The sequence below is a fragment of the Corynebacterium matruchotii genome (assembly GCF_011612265.2).
GTDB lineage: Bacteria > Actinomycetota > Actinomycetes > Mycobacteriales > Mycobacteriaceae > Corynebacterium > Corynebacterium matruchotii.
In genome coordinates this window covers 1,511,676-1,532,131 of sequence record NZ_CP050134.2, presented here as the reverse complement: position 1 = coordinate 1,532,131, position 20,456 = coordinate 1,511,676, and the positions used below count along the sequence as shown (strand labels likewise).

The following is a 20,456-nucleotide window of genomic DNA, read 5'->3' as shown; positions in this document are numbered from 1 at the left end:
CGATGCTATTGTGCTGGATGCTTGACCTCAATGGGTACAGGTTTTCGATAACATATATAAGCGTGTCCGATGTGCGGGTTACGGTCATATCGTGAACATCGCCAGCCTAGATCGTCAACCACCGCACACGTTAGCACTGCACGCCACCCAATTCACCGCTCCCGACGGCGCCACCATTATCCGGCTCGTGCCGGAAACACTACTGGAGGCGGAAACCCTAGCGTTGCAAAGCGTCGGGTGCCGTCGCGCAGATGACCAGGTGGTTGGTTACGCTTCGGCGCAAAAAGTGGGGTTCCCCACCTGGTCGATCCTCAGTGACCCGGCAAACGCATACTATGTGCGTAATCTTGCAACCCGCCTGCAATTGGTGGAGCAGCAAGCCCGGGAGCACCCACAGACCACCCAAAAGAAACTCGTCGAACTCGCCACGGAATTCGCCCATTCCATGCCCCACCTCATTCCCATCTTCCTTGAAGAAGTGGTGCGCATCTATGTTCGGATAAACCAGGCGCCCATCGCCAGCCAATTCTTCAACCTGGCCCGCGAAATCGAACGCAAATTCGACGTTGAAGTGGACCCGCGCCGGCACGCCGCCATGTTCCAAGAATTCACCCGCATGGGCGTGATCGGGGTGAAAGAATTCACCACCGAAGCCCGAAAAGCTGCGAAACGCCTCCAACCGCAAGAAGCCTACGACTACTTCTTCGACCTCTGCGTCGATCGCTGCCGCGCCGGTGGGCTAACGTATTCGCGCATGGCCAGCGACCTGCGTCGACTAGCAAAAGCAGCTGGCATCAGTGCCAAAGAATCCGACCGGAGACTCGTCACGAATATCCTGGGGCTCGCAGGTTTCTACCAGGCAGCAACCGGGTTTTTCCGCGACATCCGCCCAACCCTCGTGCAACTCGTCCGCGACAATCCCCAGTGGCATGACAAGCTTCTTCTTGCAAAACCCAAAAAACTCACCATCGAAGAATACTTCGAACTACTGCGCGAAACCGGCGTCTATGATGGGCTCGTCGCCGACAAATCCCGACTCGTCACGTGGCTCGTGCGAATTATCCGCCACGAATACTCCCGTGACAACTATAACTTCTGGCGCAGCCAGCAGCTTATCGACGCCGTGGCCCATGCGGGCGATGCCCTAAAAGGGAAAACCCTCCCACTCAACGAGCGCGGCATGGACATCGACCTCATTGACGCCCTATCGTCAGGCGGCATCACCTGGGACCTGAGTGATACAAAAAGCAGGTACTTTAATTGGCGCTCGTGGGCAAGACCCGGCGCAGGTGAATACCGCCGCGACCTGGCCGGGATTGTCAACCACCCGCAACTGGGAGATTTGATGGCAAAAACAATCCCGTTTTCCGACATTCGGATCCTCAAGCAACCATTGCTCGCAACCGAACCTGGCCGGCAGCTGCTCAGCCGTAGCCTGCAACACCAAGCAGACAGGCGAAAAAACATCATCGGCTACCCGAATGTGTGGAAACACTTCTACCACCAGGTACTAGAGGAGCTGGCCCACACGCAACTAGGGCACATCAACCCCACAGCCGTCGAACAAATATTCTCCTACGACCCGGTGGTGGAACTACAAGCACGCCTACACCTCGGCTTTTTCCAAGAACTCGCCTGGCCCCTCCTCGAACAAGAACTGGAACGCCTCCTAAATGAATCCTCCCGAACCTACCATCGGATAGAGTTTCACGAAACCTATCCCGCGGTGATTCTTCGCGTCGATGGAACCGTGGAGGCTATCGACCGGGATCGAGTTATCGCCCACGGCACCATTCCGGACGACTGCTACCTATCTTCGGCACACCTAGCTAGCGATAAAATCGCAGTGTTTTACAGCGTCTATAGTAGTGATGAAAAATATGCATACTGGTTAGGGCAAAAACCGCGCATTATCAGTCCTCCTTATGGCTCCTATTATGGTAATGACGAAACTGGCTACACCATCCCCATAATTAATAGCATCACTGGTACCGAAAGCCGACTCGCCTCTGACGGGCTCCTCACCTACCCCCACCTGCCTAAAAACTTCTGTGGTCCCGTCATAGGTACCGGACCATACTATCTATTCAAAGCTGGGAAAATCCGAGAATGGCCCAATGGCAACACCTACGAAACCAACGCCATCCTGCAGGAGGAAGGAATACCAGGAATAGACCTCACTGGGCTGCTACCCATGAAACCACCGGCAGACTATCATTTCCATTTCTGGCACACTGCGATCGTTCCCACCTGCCCCACCACCACGGAAAGCCTCTGCGGCACCCTCCACGATCAACACATCAACATTGTTTTCCAGCCGCGATGCTGTGAATGCGGAGACTTTCATGATGACTCCAGCTGGCTCTGCACGCCGCTGGGACAATTCCAGTCACAATACAAGCTGCTAGGCGCCATCAAACGCCCCGGCGGCGGCGTGTGGCTTATCGGTGACAAAGCCACAGACCGCATAATCATCGACCCCGAAACCGACCAGATCATAGCCCGCGATAACGCCCCCCATCATAATCCTGCGGATCATCTCTATGACCTGCCGCTCAGCGCCCACCACCAACTACAACCCCGCAACCTTGATATGAGCATCCGACTGCGCCGGGCCACCCGGGAACAAGTTGCCGCCATCCTCGCCAACCCCGCCCCAGATGTTATCGAACAAACATTTGGGTCGGACCCCGTGTTGGTTGCAGCTATCCTCCGTGCCACCGTTCAGGTGAACGACCAGGCGGCACGCGCGGCACAGGTTCGCCCAACCCCCGAGACCGCACAAGACCAGGCGTAGGTGCCGCGCTGCCGGCAGGGAACAACGTCGACAAGCAAAAACAAACAAATTTTCGACCACGGACGTGTTGTGTCCGACAAACTAGATACAGTGGAACCAACAACCACAAACCTTACAGCGGAAGGCACACAACACAACCATGAACACCGACGACCTAGCCTGGCTCGACGCCGGCGACTACTCCTTCGCACTAGGACCAGACAACAAAATCATCGCCCGCAACGCCGCAGGCCGAGTACTCAAAACCGTGCCAGCCAAAGCCAGAAAACTCCCTGAATTCGACATGCTCGACGGACAACGAGTCACCCTGGAACAACACGAACAATCAAACCGCGACCAAGTACAAGAATGGTTCCTCCAAGGAGACACCATCCCCGTATTAGTCGTACACGCCGTATGGAAAGACGCACTATGGCGCAAATATTTCCAAGGTTTAATCGTGTCACATGAATCCGAATCAGGCATGCTCCAAGAAGTCACCGACACATCATTACAACTCGTAGACCTCGACGGCGAAACCATCGAAATACCCGTCACCGACTCCGGAGTACTCACCATCTTGCACCCAGCACTCATCGACGAAGTAGAACAATGGCGAGAATTCGCCTCCGAACTAGGCGTACACCAAGGCCTAGACCAACTCTTCCGAGACGTATACTTCAAACCCGCCGACGCCGAAAGCCAACGAAAAGCCGTCAACGCCTACTCGGGCGGAAAATATGCGCGCTGCTCACATCTACTAGGCCGCGGCCGGGGCGGCGGATTCCGCACCACACTAGGAGAAGTAGCCGTCATCGTACACGACAGCGGCCAAGAAGTAACCGCATCACTCGACGTTAATAGCTGGGATCCCTCCGACGAAGCAGAACTAGGCGCCCTGGACTTTAAAGCAAACGGCAAACGCCTCCCGCTTGCCGACGTCGGACCCGTAGCCTGGTCCGAAGGCATCCGCATGTGCGAATACATCTATGCCGGCCGCACCATCGACACCGACGACAACCAATAACCCGCCCAAAGGAACCCCATGAACATCACCCCCCTCGCCACCCCGGAAACCCCAACCACCCGCAGCTCGGAACTCCACGCCACCGAATTCACCAGCCACGACGGCACCACCATCGTCCGACTCGTCCCCACCGAACTGCTCAAAGCCGAAGAACTCGCACTCGCATCCGTCGGCCTCAACCGGGGTGACGACCAAATCGTGGGGCGCACCATCACCAGGGCAGTCGGCTTCCCCGCCTGGCCAATCATCACCGACCCAGACAACGCCCAACACGCCCTCAACCTAGTGAGGCACCTAGAATGGGCAAAACGCAACGCGGAACACAATCCGCGACGTATCAAGGAACGCTTCGACGAACTCATCACCTCACTCACAAAATCCGCCCCACACTTTGTCCCCACCCTGCTGGAAGAACTCTCCCGCATTTTCATCAACGTAGGCAACACCAACTTCGCTCGGCAATACTTCGGCAAAGCCCGCGAAATCGAACGCGCATACGGCATCACCATCGACGCCGAACGACACGCCGCCATGTTCACCGAATTCGCCAACTTCGGCATCATCGGCGCCAGAGAATTCACCGCCGAAGCCAAGTCCGCCGGCGAACGCATGGAACCACAAGCCGCCTTCGACTACTTCCTACAACTCAGCATCGCCCGCTCCCGCGCCGGGACCGGGGCCTACGTTGGGCTCGCCCGCGACCTGCGGAAACTCGCCAAGGCGGCCGGGATGAGCGCGTTCGACGCCGACAAGGCCCTGATTGAGGGCATCATCGAATTTTCCGGCTTTCGGGAGGCATCGGCCGGGTTCTTTAGGCGCATTAAACTGTCCCTGCCAAAGATTGCTGCGGAATCCGCGCGGTGCCGGGCGGCACTACTGAAAGGCCGACCCCGGGAATTAAGCATTGACCAATACTTCACCATCTTGCACGAGACCGGAGCATTCGCCGAGCTTGCCGCCGACAAAGAAGACCTTGCCGAATGGTTGGTGGAATTCATCACAACGGAATACTGCAGTTCCTACTATTACCGGCAACGGCACCGCAGCCAAAAACTTATCGACGCCGTGGTGCTGGCCGGCGATCATATGGCCGGGAAAACCTTACCCCTGTACAACAACAGCATAGACCTGGACCTGATCGACGCCCTATGCGCCAATAACATTGTGTGGGATCTTCAGGATGTCCGGCATTTCCGCTGGGTTGATTGGTTTGATGATAAGACCTACGAGGATCCAAGCACGTCCCGCCGTGACCTTTCCGGGGTCGTCTACCACGAACAGCTCCGTGGCCTTCTCCTAGGCAGCATCCCCGTGGGGCTCATCGCTGGCGATAACCTCGACCGTATCCTCGCCACGCCTGCGCTGCGGGAACTCTGCAGCAAACGCCTTGACCAGTTTGCTGCGGGACGCGACCGACTGACCGGGTTCGGGCCGGAATGGAATCACTTCATCCGTACCGTGCTGTCACACCTGACCGACCCGCGGGTGGTCGACATTAACGCCGAGGCGGCAGAGAAACTCTTCAGCATCGACCCGGTAGCCGAACTTCAGGCACGACTACGCAACGGTATCGTAGAGGAGCTCACATGGCCAGCCGTGGAGCAGTCCATGAGCCGACTGCTTGCGGACGCGCCGCAAGAAGCAGCCGTAGAATTTTTCGAAACCTACCCCGCCGTTGCCATCCGGCTTGGGGAAAAGATTGAAATCATTGATGGTGACCAGGTCATAGCCCGTGGCACCGTTCCAGCAGACGCGAGTATGAATGCCATCTACCAGGTGGGGGAACACGTGGCTACGTTCTACCGCCTGAAATATTGGAACCACTATTCTTGCTGGTCGGGGGAAGCCCCGGTGTTGGACAGGGATTTGGATTCCTATCGCAGTTTCATGGATGGATGCTCCATTCCTACCCCGGAGGGACGCCTTGCCGGTTGCGGCATGCTTTCCTACCCTCACCAACTCAAGGATTACGGTGGTCAAGTATTGGGCACAGGCCCCTATTATCGCTTTGCGAATCACGCGCAAATTGACGACGGTGCTGCCCTTGAGCCTGTTGGCCGGGGCGAGAGCATTCCCGGGGTGGACCTGACCGACCTGCCCATGAGCCCGCCACCATCAACATACAGGTTCAGCCGGCAAAGCACCATTGCCTCGGTCCAGCCCACCACCCGCGACAGCTTGTGCGGCACCCTCAATAATCAACACATCAGCATTGTGTTCCGTGGCCCTTATGAAGGCGATGGGCATCCTGGTCATGTTTGGACCCCCTTGGGAAGCTTTACATCCAAACACAGCATCATGGGGGCGATCCGCAGGCCAGGTGGCGGGGTGTGGCTTCTCGGCGAGTACCACAACTGGGGCCGAGGCTTCTGCGATCCGGAAACCGACCAATACGTGTTCAGCGGCGCAAACACCGCTAACTTGGACTACGCGTGCCGACTACCGTTAAGCGCCTATCATCAGCTGCGACCCCGTGACGAAGACATGAGTGTGCGGCTGCGGAATGTGAGCTATGAACAGGCCGCCATGCTGTTGGAGTCGCCCACGGCCGAGGTGGTTGAGCAAGAATTCGGTGCAGACCCGGTGTTGGGTGCGGCCATCCTTCAGGTTGTCACCAAGGTGCAGGACCTTACCAACTGGTTGGCAACAAAAGGCTACGAACCGGAGGAAGAGAAGCCCGTGGAACGGGAGGTCAGCCTGGCGGCCGCCAAAGTCCTGTGGCGTGCCACTCCTGGGCGTAATACGGATAACTGTGTGGGTCCGTGGAATGGTGGTCTTCTTTCGGATCTTCTCACCAACCCTGGGGAAGTTACCCCGGAACTCAGCGAAGTAAGGGAAGCCGCAAAAGAATGGTGGGAGCTGCTCGGCCAGGAGAAGACCATTGTTGCCGCTATTTCCGCCCCGTCAAATGACCCCGATGCGGTGATTGAGCTGTGCGAGTGGCTGTTGGAGGCCACGGAAGCCGGGTTGTTTGCCTCTGAGTGGCAGGATTGTCGGTTGACAGAGAAAAATATTGCTGACCATCAGGTGGGGGAGTGGCGGCACGGCGCTTGGGTGTACAGCTATGGCCGCTATGGTGACGAAAACCTGCACGCCATCGTGCGCTCCGAGCATAAAGACAAGGCCGAATTGTGCGTCATAATCGATCCTGACCAGCCCGATATGTCGATGAATAAGCAATCGTTTATGGATAGTGTTGTGGCTATTAAGGCGTGGTCTGAGCAGCGTAAGGAACAAGCGGAGGAGGCGGCAGGGGATACGATAACGATTTTCGGTGGCGGTTCGCTGGCCGATGCGGTAACCCGGTTGTCGGACGGTACCATTCTGCTGCCAGAAACCGCTACATACCTGCTTCACGGTCTGAAAAACTATTCCCCATGTTCATGGCGGTATCCTGCGGGATTAGACAAGTCCGACCGTGCCGAGCTTGGGTTCACCCAGGTGACCGAGCGGGCAGTGTTGACCCAGATTCGAGGTATTGGTCATCTTGAGTGGTTGCTTGCCTCGGGGGTGGACGACTCCTTCCCGACTCGGGGAGTGAATGTGGAGAAGATGCGGGATTACCTGCTGGAACGCTACGGCACACCCATTATGAAACCCACCGTGCGGCAGATTAGCGAGGCAGGGAGACTCGGTCTATTCGCAGACTTCCTTGCCCACGCCATCAGCCCCCGCCTGGGAGTGCCTTCTCTTTTTGATGCCGAAAAAGCCGGGAAGTACCTGCAAGGTCTGTTGTATCTGGCGCACGAAATGGACCTATCGGACCCGAACCGGGCAATGATCGCCAAAAAACTCGTAGAACTTAAAGAGTTTGCGGCGCAGCAAACCTGGAAAGAACTCGGCACCATGGAACTCGGCGGGGACTACGACCAAAAGGGATTCACCTACAAAGTCACCCATGAGGCCCAGACGATTCGTGTGTTGTTGGAGGGTTTGTTGGATGGTTTTGTTGATAGTTTGGGTGTTGTTGGTGGTGTTGGTGTGGGGTTTGATCCGTGTGTGTCTGTGCCTGGTTTGGTTGTTGAGGTTTCGGAGGTGTTGGGGGTGTCTTTGGATTGTGCGCGGTATTTTTTGCAGGTGTTGGCGTTGGTGTGTCCGTCTGATGTGTGTGTGCGTCGGTGGAATGGTTGGGGGAGTGGGGATATTCGTGGGGTTGGTGAGGTGTTGGTTGGTCGGGGGTTGTTGGTTGGTGGTCGTCGGTCTGGTGCGGGTCGTTCGTGGTTTTTGCCGGGTGGGTGGTTGTCTGGTGTTGGTGGTTTGTGTGGTGTGGAGGTGTGGAAGGTGTCGTTGTTTTTGGTGTGGGGTGATGTGGTGTTTCGTCCGGTTGTTGGTGGGTGTCCTCCGTTGGGTTCTGTTGGGGAGTTGTTTACTGTGGCGTGGGAGCGTTATAAGAACGGCGACAAACCAGGATTCGAAGAAATCACAACTAGCCGCTACCAACGCCGGTAGGTAGCAACCCGAGTGGTTCACCCCTAGTATGGTTGAAAAAGAACCATGCCGATGCTGTACCCCAAAAACCCGTGGGCGTACAGCATTACTACCAAGCCCAAAAAATGACCACGAAGATCACAGCCCTGCACCACCACCAAGAACACGATACTGTGTTGTGTGCCGCGGAATTCACTCACACCAATGGCACCACCATGGTTCGTATCATTCCAGCAGAACTCGTCGAGGCCGAAGCCCGGGCACTCGAATCCGTCGGGTTTAGCCTCGTGAACGCGCATGATGTGGGTCGCTGTCTTGCTCGTGCGGCAGGATTTCCCACCTGGCCCATGAGCCAAGACCCGGCAAACGCCCACCACGCAGTGAATCTGGTGGGGGATCTGGAATGGGCAAAACGCAATGTTAGCCGTCATGGTAAGCAGGTGATAACCCACTTTGATGAGCTCACCGCCTCGTTAACGAGGTCCGTGCCGCACTTCGTTCCCACCCTCTGGGAAGAGCTCGCCCGCATTTTTCTCGGTGTGGGCAAGAAGGCGTACGCCAAGCGTTGTTTCCATAACGCCCGTGATGTCGAACGCATGTACGCCATTGACGTGGACATCACACAACATGTGGCCGTGTTTACCGAATTTGCAGTCCTTGGTGTTGTGGGGGCCCGTGAGCTCACCGCTGAGGCCACCACGGTGGTAAACCGCATGGCACCACGGGAAGCCTTCGACTATTTCCTCCGCCTATGCGCTGCATGCGTCAAGTTCCGTCGGGGCTGCCACAGCGCCATGGCCAATGACCTGCGAAAACTAGCGCAAGCAGCAGGATTGAGCGACTTCGAATCCGACAAAGCCCTGATCGAGGTCATCATGGACTCACCCGGATTCATGTCGGCACCGGCAGGGTTCTACCGAAGTATCCGTGCATCCCTCGTGACCATTGCTACCCAATCCCAACAGTGTAGGCAGGTACTGTTGACTGGCCGTCCCCCCAAACTGGGCATCGACAAATACCTCACGCTCCTGGAAGATTCCGGGGCGCTTGCCGAACTCGCCACCAACAGCACCGATTATGCCCGATGGCTCATCGAATTTATCACCACGGAATGCGGCCGCCTCTACCAGTGGGGTTTACCGCACAGCCAGAAGCTTATCGACGTCGTAACGTCGGCAAGCGCCGGTCTAGCAGGGATGGCGCTGCCGCTTGACTGCCGATGCATGAGTATTGATCTCATTGATGCCCTGTCTGCGGGTGGTGTCATGTGGGAACTGCCCGACGCCGAGTTTCCCCGCTGGCACGAATGGTTTCACTCCGATACGCCCCGACGTGACCTTGCGGGCATTGCTCACCACAACCAACTGGCGGATTGGGCGTCCGCCACCATTCCCCTGGACTGCATCACCAAGCACTACGACCTGGTATCCACCATGCCTGCGCTTTGGGAACTTTGTCGCAGACGCCTCGAACAATGCGCCGCGGAGCGCGACCAATTGACCGGATACCAGCCGGAATGGGACCGGTTTATTCGCTACACAGCCAGCCAGCTTCTCGACCCACGATTCAGTGAGCTGTATCCCGAGGCTATCGAAAAGATATTCGCCTTCGACCCGGTTGCTGAACTGCAAGCCAGGCTGCGCACCGGCATGGTAGAAGAATTTGCCTGGCCCGCCGTTGAGCAGGCCATAGATCGACTCCGGGCTGAGGCCCTCACGGACGCCAAGGTGGAGTTTTGCGAAACCTATCCCGCCGTCGCCATCCGGGTGGGTGAAACCGTAGAGATCATTGACGGTGACCAGGTTGTGGCCTGCGGCACCGTTCCCAGGGGAGCGCGTGTGCGGGCGGCGTATCTGGTATGCGATGAGCATGAGGGAAATAAGGTGGCGATGTTGTACGAGCTTAGCCGATGGGATCCGCAATGCTATTGCACCTCTTGGGAACCTCATGCTGGTTGGCTGGGTGAAACCCCGGTATTAGATGAGGAACTTTACGATCGTCGCATAACTGCGGAATCCTATTCTCTCCCGATTCTGGCGGGGCGGCTTACCGGCTATGGTGAGCTTACCTACCCCGAGCAGCCCGAAAATTTCGGCGGTCGAGTACTCGGCACCGGTCCGCATTATCTTATTACCTATAACTATAAGGCTGAGGAATGGGAGACTGATATCGATCGAGACGACGACTATTTCGATCCCATCGGTCGGGGTGAAAACATTCCTGGGGTGGACTTGACCGGCCTGCCTACCAGCCCGTCACCGGCAGGTCAGGGGTTTAGCCTGTGGCACAGTACCGTTATTCCCGCTCAACCGCAGACCCGCGATAGCCTGTGTGGCACTCTTAATGGCCAGCACGTCAGAATTGTGTTCCGCGGTCCCTATCTGCCGGGGAGGCAACCCAGTCATATTTGGACTCCCTTGGGAAGTTTTTCCTCCCAGCACGGCATCATGGGGGCGATCCGCAGGCCCGGTGGTGGGGTATGGCTCATCGAGGATCGCCCCTACCGGGGTCGATACTTCTATGATTCAGAAACTGATCGTCAAGCGTTCGGCAGCACTCGGCACTCAACAGAGGGACAGGTCAGCTACATATACGACTTACCGCTAAGCGCCTTCCACCAGTTGCAGCCCCGTGACGAGAATATGAGTGTGCGGCTGCGGAATGTGAGCTATGAGCAGGCCGCCATGCTGTTGGCATCACCCACGGCCGATACAGTCGAACAAATATTTGGTACGGATCCGGTGCTGGGGGCTGCCATCCTTCAGGTTATCACCGAGGTACAGGAACTTTCCCGCTGGTTGGCGACTGCACGTAATCCTGTGCAGAATAATCCGCCTGCTCCACGACAAGTCAGTGATGCTGCATCGAAAGTCCTTTGGCAGGCCAAGCCCAGGCATAGGATAAATAAACAGAAGCGGCGGATTGGCCCGTGGGATGGTGGCCCACTACCGTGGCTATTTGCCCATCCTGGAGAGATTCCCAGCCATAAGAAATGGGTTTCGCGTGCATGGTATGAGTTGATTGGCAGGGAGAAGGTCATTGTTGCCGCTATTTCCACCCCATCAAATGATCCAGGTGTAGTGATCGAACTGTGTGAGTGGTTACTGGATATGGCAGCATCTGGGGTGTTTGCCTCTGGTTGGCACTACCACCAGTTGGATGATGAACCTGAGTCAGAGACTCTTGAATGGCGTCAAGAAACTTTGGTATACAGTACTAGATATGATCTCCATGCGCTCACACGGCTCAAAGATGCCAGCCCTGAACAGCCCGATTTGTCGATGAATAAGCAGAAGTTTATGGATAGTGTTGCGGCGGTTAAGGTGTGGGCGGAGCAGCGCATGAAACGGCCAGGGGATAAGAAAACGCTTTTCGGTGGCTGTTCGCTGGCTGATGCGGCAACCCGGTTGTCGGACGGTACCATTCTGCTGCCGGAAACCGCTACATATCTGCTCCATGGTCTGAAAAACTATTTCGTATGGGAGTGGCCTCGCACAGTGTTAGGCAAAGCTGGTCGTGCTGAGCTTGGGTTTACCCGGGTGACAGAGCGGGCGGTATTGACCCAGATTTGGGGTATTGATCATCTTGAATGGTTGCTTGCTTCGGGGGTGGATGACTCCTTCCCGGCTCGGGGCCTTAACATCGATAAGATGCGGGACTACCTACTGAAACAGTATGGTAAACCCATCGTGGTACTTACAGCAGCGCAAATTGATTATCTTAAACGGTTGGGGAGCATGGACAGTGTGATTATTCACGCCATCAGCCCCCACCTGGGAGTGCCTCCTCTTCTTATTAACGAACGAGCTGGACATTATCTCGAAGTCCTGTTGTATCTGGCGCATGAAACGGACCTGTCCGACCCAAACCGGGCAATGTTCGCCACAAAACTACGAGACCTGAAGGCATTCGCCAACCAACCGCCTTCAACATGGGGCAGGTTGGGGACAATGCCGTTAGGCTGTGACTACCACAACGATGCGTTTACCCCCAAATTCAACCATTCGTCCCAGACGATTCGTGTGTTGTTGGAGGGTTTGTTGGATGGTTTTGTTGATAGTTTGGGTGTTGTTGGTGGTGTTGGTGTGGGGTTTGATCCGTGTGTGTCTGTGCCTGGTTTGGTTGTTGAGGTTTCGGAGGTGTTGGGGGTGTCTTTGGATTGTGCGCGGTATTTTTTGCAGGTGTTGGCGTTGGTGTGTCCGTCTGATGTGTGTGTGCGTCGGTGGAATGGTTGGGGGAGTGGGGATATTCGTGGGGTTGGTGAGGTGTTGGTTGGTCGGGGGTTGTTGGTTGGTGGTCGTCGGTCTGGTGCGGGTCGTTCGTGGTTTTTGCCGGGTGGGTGGTTGTCTGGTGTTGGTGGTTTGTGTGGTGTGGAGGTGTGGAAGGTGTCGTTGTTTTTGGTGTGGGGTGATGTGGTGTTTCGTCCGGTTGTTGGTGGGTGTCCTCCGTTGGGTTCTGTTGGGGAGTTGTTTACTGTGGCGTGGGAGCGTTATAAGAACGGCGACAAACCAGGGTTTGAGGATGCTCCCACCGTGAAATACCGCCAACGGTAGGTGAAGAAAGTGTTACCCTAGGGCCACCATGAAAATCGCCATTGGCCAAATCGGCACCGACGCAGATAAAACCGCCAACTTTGCTCTCGTAGCCCAAGCGGTCATCACCGCAGCTATGAATCATGCCCGGCTGATCCTGTTTCCCGAAGCCACCATGCGGGCATTCGGCACCGGCCGACTCGACGAAATAGCCGAACCCCTCGATGGGCCATTTGTGAGTGCACTTGCGGGTCTTGCCAAGAACTACAATATTGCCATTGTTGTTGGTATGTTCCGACCAGCCGACCAGCATGTGGTGAGTGGAAGAACCATCAATCGTGTGTACAACACCACCGTTGCGATCTGTCCCGACGGCACGGTCGTCCATTACGACAAGATCCACACCTATGATGCCTTCGGCTACCGCGAATCCGACACCATCAAACCCGGGAAAAATCTCGTCACCTTTACATATAACGCCGTCACTTTTGGGCTTGCCACCTGCTATGACCTGCGGTTTCCCCAACAATTCCGGCAGCTTGCGCGCCGCGGTGCCGATATTATTCTAGTCCCCACCTCTTGGGCCGATGGTCCCGGCAAACTACAGCAGCGGCAATTACTCATCCGCGCCCGTGCCCTCGACGCCACCAGCTGGGTCATCGCCGCCGACCAAACCCATCACGCCACCAGCCACCCCCGCGGCGTCGGCCATTCCGCATTTGTGCAGCCCGATGGCATGATCGCCCTGGAAGCCGGCCCCAATGCGCAAATGCTGCTTTACGACGTCGACCCTCATCTCGTCCATCGCATCCGGGAAAAACTACCGGTGATCTACGGCGACTAGGACCGGTAGGGCGTCGACAAGCAAAAAATCACAGCCCGGAGGCATAATTCGCAATCTCCGTGCCCAACCATGGGAGTTCAATGCCTAAGAGCTCATCGTCTTCGGAAATGTCCAACAATGCTGATACTCCACCATTTTCGGAGTTCAAGGGGATGGTGTAGGCAACGGTTCGTGGTCCATCGGACTTGCCAATACTGATGTAGGCATGTCCATCGACGCAGGTCATCATGGCAGGTTTTTGAATCATTATGAAATCCGATACTGGTTTGGTTTTACAGTGTAAACGTGGGTAAAAACAAGATCGGTGGCATATTTTGATAATTTTATCAAAAGAATATGTGGTTTTTGTGGGTCTGGATTTTCGTATGGCTATTATTGAAGTTTATTCAACTGCCCGGAAATGTGGTTTAGCTTCTCAAAGTATTAACACATGGCCACTCTCTGGAAGTGAAGAAAAACAAGGTAGATGACGTGGATGAATGATGGAAGTGTGTGCGTGACTTGTCGGAGTCATCGTTTGGTGATGCTGAATAAGCTTCAAGTGTCTTTAGATAATCTCTATTGTAGAAAGTTGTTGACTTATGTATTTTGGTTTTTCTCCTGAGCTGAATGCTGCTATTGATGCTGGGTTGGCTAAGTATGGCCCAGTAGAGTTAGCGAAGCGGTTTATGTTTCATTATATGCGGGAAAATGGTGTGACTTATGGTGATGCATGGCAGTGTGTAATAGAGTTGTCGGAATCTTCTTTCGAGGATCCTGTATATATTCGTAAGGTTGAGCAGTTTTATGCGAAGTACGCGAAAATCATGGACGAAGAGTCAGCAGCTACCGTAGAGGAGGACATTAGGTGCTCTGCAAAAAACAATGTATTAAGTAGTATTGTAAATGGTTCAGAGTTTCCTATCTCAGAATTACCCTACAATGCTATTTGTAGTGTACAGGGTTTGTGTTGGGATGAGGAGCGGATACAAAACAGCTTCGCGGAGCTAGACAATGAAACAGGGATACCTGATTTTTACCCACCTGCTATTACGTTTTCCACGCCTATTGCGTCGTTGGATGATGCCCGTAAGGCGGTGGCTGCCAGGAAGGATTTGGATCGCCCATTAACGCTGCTTGATACGTGGGGGTTTGAGTCACCTACACAGTTTTTGGTGGTGGCGATTTTGTTTCAGGATTGGCCTATACCACCCTATAATTGTATTGTTGATAAAACAGATGGCAAGGTATACACAACCGATATGAAAAACGCGGAAGTGTTTAAGCATTTCGGGGAAGACGGCATGCGGGTTGTGAGTATGACGGGTAGGGATAAGGTTTTATGGCATGAGTGGTCACGCACAATGCTGGAAACGTTGCCACCGTATCCGGGAGAAAGCTACTAATCTATAATTATTGTGGACTGAATAGTTTGAAGCGAAAATAATCTTCAAGGTAGTGGTAATAATGGCTAAGCGTTTGTTTCAGCGGGTTGCTGACGAGGCTAAGCCCCCGGCAATATGGGGTCGGCCAGGGTGCGGCCCACCCGACTATTTTGTCGAGGTGCTTCTGCATGACCTAGTAGAGTCTGGTGCGTGGCTTGACCTAGAACTCAAAAGGCCGTTTTTAGCCATATGGGTGAATGAGGAGAGTTTTGATGATCCTGATGTAGATGACCCCATTGAGATTCTTACCAATGCAGACGCCCACAAATTCGCAGCAATGGAACCAGTAGTCGATTTGGAATCGCTACGAGGAATGCGGGTATGCGTTATTGAACCATATATACGATGAGAACATGGTCCGACCCGCGCTAGGTATGAGCCAGGGGTTCCGGGTTTTCTCTGCGATCCACAATCTAAGGCTTATTCAGGCAGATTAATACTCCCACCACCCACTAACTGAATAAGCCCCAACCTGCGTCTAGCCGTTAATGCTGTAACATTCGGGACAGAATCGTCCCTAAATATCCAATATGTTCCACCTCAGAGGGTAAATATTCCGGGCCACCAACCCGCCCAATGATGAGCACCAGTCCCGAATTCCCCAGCGGGGCCGCGGCCAGTGAGGAATCCAGCAGCGCCCAGCTTTCCGGAATCCACGTGTCCTCCGCAGGGTTCAAAATTTGGGCTGCCGTAATATTAATCAGGCTTGGCGTCGACCCATCATCCTCCGGCGCCCCATAGGAGGCGGTAATCCGCCGCACCGGGCTGCCGTCCTCCAAAAGGATCGCCCACGACGACGTTAACACCTGCGGAATATTATCAATCAGCTGCGCAATCTTATCCGAATTCGATGAGGCACCCGCCACATCCACCAGCATCTTAATCTGCCCCCGCCGGTCAACCGTCCCCGAGAACGGGCGAATGGAGTCAACCACCACGCCTTCCACCATGTGTGCGGCAGAAATCAGCACGTCAGCCATGGTATTGGTGGGCAGGCTAATCACCATGTCATCCATGACCGTGCCGTCTGGGAGCGATTCCACCACGTCGACGCTTTTAATGTTGCCGCCCACCGTGCCAATCGCCTCGGCTAACCTACCTAAACTACCTGGGGCATCAGGGAGCAACACCCGAATAAGATACGACACCTGCGAAACCCACCTTCCTCACAAAACATAAATACTATTTGGGACCGTTTCCCACCTAGCCACAGTACTAGCCCATAAAACTAAGGGCACCTGGCTGTGGGCCGCCTAGAGACGTAACCAACACCATGGCACCAACCCGAATAATTATTGAAACCTGCTACCCGCAATATTCTACGAACAAACCCGTGCCAATAGTGAGGGCGAGGATCGGAAGTTATGAAATTGTCACCTATCAGCTAGTTATCCGGTTACGAATTTGAACCGTCCACCATTGCAGTAAGATAACTGCGTGAACCTTATTCAATGGTGTCACAACCCGTACATTAGCCCCCAATAGAAACATATTGTAAGGAAAGACACGTGCCTGAGATTTCGCGCGACCAAGTCGCACACCTGGCCAAACTGTCCCGCCTGGCATTAACAGATGAAGAACTCGATCGCTTTGCCGCACAAATCGACGACATCGTGACCAATGTGTCCGCAGTGCAGCAAGTTGCCGCGGCTGGCGTCGAACCCATGAGCCACCCGCACTCTATCCACACCACTATGCGTGAGGACATTGTCAAACCCCTCCTCACGCCCGAACAAGCACTCGACCAGGCACCGGAAGTCGCCGAACAGCGCTTCGTCGTTCCGCAAATTTTGGGGGAATAACACCATAATGACTAATAAATACCTTGTGGGTGCAGCCGGTTCCTCCGAGCTCACCAGCATGACCGCCGCCGACCTTGCCCAAAAAATCCACGCCCGGGAGCTCAGCTCCGAGGAAGTCACCCAGGCCCACCTTGATCGCATCGCCGACATTGACGGCGACATTCACGCCTTCCTCCACGTGGGCGCCGACGAAGCCCTGGCTGCCGCCCGGCAGGTGGACGAGCAATTAGATTCCGGCGCTCGACCGGCCTCCCCGCTGGCGGGCGTGCCGTTGGCGCTGAAAGACCTGTTTACCACCACCGATGCGCCCACCACCTGCGGGTCGAAAATCCTTGAAGGCTACATGTCGCCTTACGACGCCACGGTGACCAAGCGCATCCGGGAGGCCGGTATACCCATTCTGGGCAAAACCAACACCGACGAATTCGCCATGGGGTCCTCCACCGAAAACTCCGCCTACGGGCCGACCCATAACCCCTGGGACCTGGAGCGCACCGCCGGCGGTTCCGGCGGCGGCTCGTCCGCGGCCCTAGCATCTGGGGAAGCCCCCCTGGCGATCGGCACCGACACCGGCGGGTCGATCCGCCAGCCGGCGGCGCTCACCAGCACCGTGGGGGTCAAACCCACCTACGGCACGGTATCCCGGTATGGCCTGGTGGCGTGCGCATCTTCCCTGGACCAGGGTGGTCCTACCGCCCGCACCGTGTTCGACACCGCACTATTGCATGAGGTCATTGCCGGCCCCGACCCGTACGATGCCACCAGCGTGGATCGGCCGGTGGCCCCCGTCGTTGCGGCCGCCCGCGAGGGCGCCGGGGGGATTTGACCGGGGTGCGCGTTGGTGTGGTGAAACAGTTCGACCGGGACGGCTACCAAAGTGGGGTGCTGGACCAATTCCACAAGGCGGTCGACCATCTCCAATCCTTGGGGGCCACCGTCGTGGAGGTGGACTGCCCGCACTTCGATGATGCGCTTGCCGCCTACTACCTGATTCTTCCCTGCGAAGTGTCCTCCAACCTGGCCCGGTTCGACGGCATGCGCTACGGCCTGCGGGTGGGGGACGACGGCACGCATTCGGCGGCGGAAGTCATGGCCCTAACCCGGGCCGCCGGCTTCGGCCCCGAGGTGAAGCGCCGCATCATCCTGGGCACCTACGCCCTCTCGGTGGGCTACTATGACGCCTACTATGTGCAGGCGCAGCGGGTGCGCACCCTCATCGCCCAAGACTTCAGCAAGGCCTACGAGCAGTGCGATGTGCTGGTGTCACCAACCACCCCCACCACGGCATTCAAGCTGGGCGATAAGGTATCGGACCCGCTGGCCATGTATAACTTTGACCTGTGCACCCTGCCGCTCAACCTGGCGGGCCTGTGCGGCATGTCCCTGCCGGCCGGCCTGGCGGACGACACCCACCTGCCGGTCGGACTACAAATCATGGCCCCAGCGTTCGCCGACGATCGCCTGTACAAGGTCGGCGCAGCATTCGAAGCCACGTTCTAAACTGGCGGATGTTGGCGCTCACATTACCTTTGGGCTAGGCAGCAAAAACACCCTACCAACTACCACTTACCGTGGTGTGTTGGTGGGGTGCGATCCAGCCCCGGGCCGGCAGGTTCGGGCGTCGATAAGCGACATGGGTGGCGTCAACTTATGTGCCCTTGACATTCATGACCTGGCGCAGCTTATGCTTGATCTCCACAAGGTCGCGGGAATCCGCCATGACCTGGTCGATATCCTTATAGGCGTCGGGAATCTCGTCGATCCACGCCTCGCCCGGACGGTACACGATACCGGTCATGCGGGACGCCAGATCCTCAACGGTAAACCGGCGGCGCGCCTCCGTGCGGGAATAGCGGCGGCCGGCCCCATGCGGTGCCGAATGCAGCGACTGGATATTGCCCTTGCCTTCCACCACATAGGAGGCGGTACCCATCGAACCGGGGATCAGCGCCAGCCGACCCTCGTCCGCATTCACCGCACCCTTGCGGGTCAACCACACCGTGTGGCCGGCGTGCTCTTCCCGCTGCGTGTAGTTGTGGTGGCAGTTAATGCGCTCCACTTCCTCCACATCGGTGCCCATAAACTCGGACAAACAGGTGCTAAACCGGTCCATCATTTCCTCCCGATTGAGGAACGCAAACCGCTGCGCCCAGTGCAAATCCTTGATATAGTTCCCGAATTCCGGAGTGCCCTGCACCAGGTAGGCCAGGTCGTTATTTTCGATGGGAATCCACCACTTCGCCATTAATTTCTTTGCAATGGCGATGTGTTTTTGGGCAATCTTATTGCCCACGCCGCGGGAACCCGAGTGCAGGAACATCCACACGGTATCGGTTTCATCCAAACACAGCTCAATGAAGTGGTTGCCGCCGCCCAGCGACCCTAATTGCTGCCGCCACTTCGGCGAATGCGACAGGTCAACATCGGTTTCCTCCGCTAGTTTCGCCAGCTCCCGGCATCGATCGTCGGCAGAACCCGGCAGGATCCAGTCCTTGTTATAGTTGCCAGGCGACAGCGGAATGGCGGCTTCGATGGCGTCCCGCAGTTGGGTAAGATCCTTACCCGCCAAATCGGTGGCTGTGAATTGGGTGCGCACGGCAATCATGCCACATCCGATGTCGACGCCCACGGCGGCGGGAATCACGGCATCAATGGTGCCGAACACGGTTCCCACCGACGACCCTAACCCGGTGTGGGCGTCGGGCATGAGCGCAACATGCGGGTAAATAAACGGCAGTTTTGCCAGCTGCTGGGCTTGCTCAAGCGTGGATTCCTCCAACTCTGAAGCAAAGGACACCACGTCCTTGGGCTGGTGGGGCTTCAAGTGACGGTTGAGGTAATTCGCGCCCCTGCGGCCTTTGCGGTTACCTCGATCTTTGCGCGTCATTGCACGCATTCTCCTTATCTTTTTCATAATCCAAAACCGTGTGTGGGCTTCGGATGGGGAGATGTACATTGCCGGTGACAACTATTCCGCCGCGACCTACTAGCGTTGTCCCACTGAAGATGTGTGTGTTTGTGGTGTTATAGGGCACTTACCATGTGGCATCCATGGTGAGTGACCGATAAAAGTGCTGGTGAGCCGTATAGGAATATGAAAAATGCCGCCCATGATGCTTGTGGCACATGATGCGGCTGAAAATAGAAAAACGGTGGTGGCGGGTAATGGTGAAGAGGATCCCACCACCTACGATCAGTGGGGGTGTTGTCGGTATCCCCGCTGGTGTGAAATTTTTCTTCCGCAATCATAGTCCTGCGATGAATCCGCCAGGAAGACCTCCGGCCGTGCATCGCGTTCGTGCCGTTTGAGCAATAGTAGCGGCAATAATAGCGGTTGCATTCCAGATCCCATCCTTTCACTTGATTCATCGCCGCGGCCTGATTGTGGGCGGCAGAAAAACTTCTTAACATTTGGCACTATCGCCACTAACAAGTAGTAGTTGATGATTGCGCAAGTCTGCAAGGGGTACTACCCCCGGTCGCCTCGTGGCCAAGTGACGTAATGTTTTGCCCATGATCGCCGATGATCGCAGGAACGTCGTCTTGCAACAAGAGGGGAGGTTATCCGCTGTGGTCTGCGATTATGTGCTGGATAATGGTGTGAGCTTGTCGACGCCATCCCA

At 55.9% G+C, this 20,456-nt stretch carries 11 protein-coding genes and 1 pseudogene; 9 read left to right on the top strand and 3 right to left on the bottom strand.

Features of this window, described 5'->3' with window-relative positions; translation table 11 throughout:
• The first annotated feature begins 91 nt into the window (after positions 1-91).
• From HBA49_RS06920 to HBA49_RS06900, 5 genes are all read left to right on the top strand, one after another.
• A complete protein-coding gene (locus HBA49_RS06920) occupies positions 92-2,797 on the top strand; it encodes a hypothetical protein (protein WP_005527442.1) in 2,706 nt (901 codons plus the stop codon).
• 139 nt (positions 2,798-2,936) lie between these two features.
• Positions 2,937-3,803 (top strand): DUF4132 domain-containing protein, encoded by an 867-nt coding sequence (locus tag HBA49_RS06915; RefSeq protein ID WP_005526995.1) that lies wholly within the window; start codon positions 2,937-2,939, stop codon positions 3,801-3,803.
• Positions 3,804-3,821: 18 nt separating this feature from the next.
• Positions 3,822-8,252 (top strand): hypothetical protein, encoded by a 4,431-nt coding sequence (locus HBA49_RS06910; protein WP_005527195.1) that lies wholly within the window; start codon positions 3,822-3,824, stop codon positions 8,250-8,252.
• 104 nt (positions 8,253-8,356) lie between these two features.
• Complete coding sequence (locus HBA49_RS06905) at positions 8,357-12,784, top strand: hypothetical protein (protein ID WP_050773739.1); 4,428 nt, start codon at positions 8,357-8,359, stop codon at positions 12,782-12,784.
• 28 nt (positions 12,785-12,812) lie between these two features.
• The gene (locus HBA49_RS06900) at positions 12,813-13,607 is read left to right on the top strand and encodes a carbon-nitrogen hydrolase family protein (protein WP_005527429.1); all 795 of its coding nucleotides are present in this window, start codon (positions 12,813-12,815) and stop codon (positions 13,605-13,607) included.
• Between the two features lie 28 nt (positions 13,608-13,635).
• On the opposite strand, the gene HBA49_RS06895 is transcribed toward HBA49_RS06900, so the two are convergent.
• Positions 13,636-13,854 (bottom strand): hypothetical protein, encoded by a 219-nt coding sequence (locus tag HBA49_RS06895; RefSeq protein ID WP_005526947.1) that lies wholly within the window; start codon positions 13,852-13,854, stop codon positions 13,636-13,638.
• A 334-nt stretch (positions 13,855-14,188) separates the two neighbouring features.
• Here HBA49_RS06895 and HBA49_RS06890 point away from each other — a divergent pair, with 334 nt between their 5' ends.
• Positions 14,189-14,992: a hypothetical protein gene (locus HBA49_RS06890; RefSeq protein WP_005527336.1), complete on the top strand. Its 804-nt coding sequence runs from the start codon at positions 14,189-14,191 to the stop codon at positions 14,990-14,992.
• Positions 14,993-15,053: 61 nt separating this feature from the next.
• Complete coding sequence (locus HBA49_RS06885; protein WP_005527193.1) at positions 15,054-15,380, top strand: hypothetical protein; 327 nt, start codon at positions 15,054-15,056, stop codon at positions 15,378-15,380.
• 136 nt (positions 15,381-15,516) lie between these two features.
• Here HBA49_RS06885 and HBA49_RS06880 read toward each other — a convergent pair whose 3' ends face one another.
• Positions 15,517-16,179, bottom strand: coding sequence for an ACT domain-containing protein (locus HBA49_RS06880; protein WP_005527303.1), 663 nt, complete (start codon positions 16,177-16,179; stop codon positions 15,517-15,519).
• Positions 16,180-16,539: 360 nt separating this feature from the next.
• On the opposite strand from HBA49_RS06880, the gene gatC reads away from it, so the two are divergent.
• On the top strand, positions 16,540-16,833 hold the full coding sequence (gene gatC, locus HBA49_RS06875) for an Asp-tRNA(Asn)/Glu-tRNA(Gln) amidotransferase subunit GatC (protein ID WP_005527424.1): 294 nt from the start codon (positions 16,540-16,542) through the stop codon (positions 16,831-16,833).
• Positions 16,834-16,840: 7 nt separating this feature from the next.
• Positions 16,841-18,333, top strand: a pseudogene (gene gatA / locus HBA49_RS06870) (Asp-tRNA(Asn)/Glu-tRNA(Gln) amidotransferase subunit GatA).
• 148 nt (positions 18,334-18,481) lie between these two features.
• Here gatA and HBA49_RS06865 read toward each other — a convergent pair.
• Positions 18,482-19,720 carry an RtcB family protein gene (locus HBA49_RS06865; RefSeq protein ID WP_005527180.1) on the bottom strand — a complete coding sequence of 413 codons (1,239 nt, stop codon included), beginning with the start codon at positions 19,718-19,720 and terminating at the stop codon, positions 18,482-18,484.
• Positions 19,721-20,456 lie beyond the last annotated feature (736 nt).